Origin of the sequence: Ruminococcus turbiniformis (assembly GCF_020687545.1) — a bacterium.
Taxonomy (GTDB): domain Bacteria; phylum Bacillota; class Clostridia; order Lachnospirales; family Lachnospiraceae; genus Mediterraneibacter; species Mediterraneibacter turbiniformis.
In genome coordinates this window covers 1-2220 of record NZ_JAJEQX010000079.1, presented here as the reverse complement: position 1 = coordinate 2220, position 2220 = coordinate 1, and the positions used below count along the sequence as shown (strand labels likewise).

3 protein-coding genes are annotated in these 2220 nt (G+C 50.8%); all 3 read right to left on the bottom strand.

What is annotated here, in order from left to right:
• Window positions 1-211: 211 nt before the first annotated feature.
• Window positions 212-565 carry a hypothetical protein gene (locus LKD70_RS18355; RefSeq protein ID WP_227709296.1) on the bottom strand — a complete coding sequence of 118 codons (354 nt, stop codon included), beginning with the start codon at window positions 563-565 and terminating at the stop codon, window positions 212-214.
• Complete coding sequence (locus LKD70_RS18350) at window positions 552-1346, bottom strand: ATP-binding protein (RefSeq protein ID WP_227709295.1); 795 nt, start codon at window positions 1344-1346, stop codon at window positions 552-554. Before LKD70_RS18350 ends, LKD70_RS18355 begins: the two co-directional genes overlap by 14 nt.
• The coding region (locus LKD70_RS18345; protein ID WP_407691005.1) for a Mu transposase domain-containing protein at window positions 1343-2220 on the bottom strand (878 nt) is incomplete at its 5' end. The genes LKD70_RS18345 and LKD70_RS18350, both read right to left, overlap by 4 nt.

Sequence of the window (2220 nt, the reverse complement as noted above, 5' to 3'; positions counted from 1 at the left end):
TGTATATTACGCGTAAGTAGAGCATTGTTCACGGATAAATTGATCACTTGTCACGGAGATTTAGATCACTGATCACGGAGACGAGATCACCGATTCTTACTTCCGTGTTTATCCAAAGACAACCGATAAGGTTTTATGATATCAGCTGCGGCAATGCCGCCTGAAGAATGATTTTAACATTCCCCAGAACGGCCTCCGCTTCAATGATATATTAGTGCCAGCATGGCCATTCGCCTTTGCAGGCCTTTCGTACCTTGATAAGATAATCGCGGAATTCCATCGGATCCCCGCCGTCATACTGAATCTCTGTAAACAGCTGATATGCCGGGCTATTATAGTAACGGCGTCCCAGATTTTCCAGGATGTCGCTGCGCAGAAGTTCTCCATGATCTTCGTCCATATGCTGGCTCAGCTGATACCTTGTACTGATACATTCCAGTTCAAGGTGCTGGATATCCTTCAGTAATTCATCGATCAACTCGCAGAGTGCGGTAACGGCTTCACAGGAATCAGCGCAGTTTACCTCATCCAATAGGTCATAGATGGTGTTATCAGCCATTGTCATTCACCCCGCTTCCTTCATCTGAAAATGCGTGGCGTTTTCTCATGGAGATGCGGCCTTTGACCGCAATGCTGTACTTATTGTTAATAATGCGGTCCAGGATACCTTCGGCGACGGCACTGCCTTCGTCTTCGGCCCGGTCACAGTCAATGCGATAATACCAGTCATCTACGTCATACTGGGTGCAGAGGATCAGCGCACCTTTCTGACTGCATGCATCGATCAGTTCCAGAAGATCATAAGCTTCCGATTCAGGAAGTGGCCGGAGAAGCCATTCGTCAATGATCAGCAGGTCAAACCTGGCATAGGCCTTTTTCACCTTGTTTTGTGTATTCAGGCTTTTGGCAACCGCATATTCATTCAGCAGATCCGGCATACGGACGTAGCGGACCTTATAGAGCTGCCTGCATGCGGCGACACCAAGCGCGTTTGCGATATAAGATTTTCCGGCACCTGTTGCTCCCTTCAGGACCACATGGTGGTTGTCACGGATATACGCACAAGTCGCAAGCTTTGTGATCAGCCCTTTATCCAGCTCACGGTCTTCATAGTATTCAATCGCTTCCACACATGCCTGGCTTTCACTGAGCCTGGCTTCATGGATCCGGCGCTGGATGGTGTTCTTCCTGCGTGAAACGTTTTCTGCGTCTATGAGAAGAGCCAGACGGTCCTCAAAGGAGAGCGCCTTATAACGCTGGGGTTCTTCCAATTGTGACTCCAATTCCCGGGCCATACCGGGAAGCCTCAGGGCACGCAGTTCTTTGACGGTTGAGAGGTCGATCATTTTTCATCGCCTCCTTCCCGGAACTGTTCTGCGCCACGGGTAAAGCCGCGGCTCCGGCGGTGATTCGTCCTTTGGATAGATGATGGGTCTGTTTTCCCATCTTTCTTTACCGGGGATTTCAGCAATGCCTGGATCCCGCGGATGGAAGGATCTCCACTGAACAAAAGGATTTGACGGCATGCTTCCTCGATCCGCTCGGATTTGTATCGGTCCGCATATTTTTTCAGGCTGACACAGGACTTAAAACCCTGCTCAGGAGCCTTTCCGGATTCCAGGAAGAAGCGGACGACTTTTTCTGTATTGGGGCCGACCGTGGATGCCCAGGACTGGAAATCATCTTTCGTGTAGGTAAGATACTGCCGATGGTTCTCCGGCATATGCGAGGTTATCACGACCGGGTCCCGCTTACGGCCGGCCTCTCTTGGATGGACAGCCACCCGGTTCCCGTGGAAGAATACTTCCACTGTATTGCGCGTGACACGGACGCTGACCGATTCCCCAATCAGGTCATATGGGACAGAATACTTGTTTAATCCGTCAGTTACGGTATAATCAAGAAGAACTGTCTGATCCGACCAGAGAGACGGTTCAAAGGGATTGGCAGGGAGCGGCTGCATGAATTCTTTTTCCTCATGGATATAAGCATCGCGGCGGTTCCCTTCCCGCTTTTTAAAGGCATAACCATTGAGCTCCTCCAGCTTTTCAGCAACTGCTTCTTTGGCATCGGCGAGGGAAAAGAAAGTTTCGTTCCGCAGTGCCGCCAGGATCCACGTAGACGCATAGGAGACACTGCCCTCGGCATGGCTCTTATCCTGTGGACGGCGAACGCGGGCAGGGACTACTGCGGTGCCATAGTGGTCTGCGAGTTCTGAAT

Bases quoted from the DNA above. Each gene is read 5' to 3' on its own strand.
- LKD70_RS18355 (WP_227709296.1), bottom strand. From the start codon at position 565: ATGACAATGGCTGATAACACCATCTATGACCTATTGGATGAGGTAAAC.
- LKD70_RS18350 (WP_227709295.1), bottom strand. From the start codon at position 1,346: ATGATCGACCTCTCAACCGTCAAAGAACTGCGTGCCCTGAGGCTTCCC.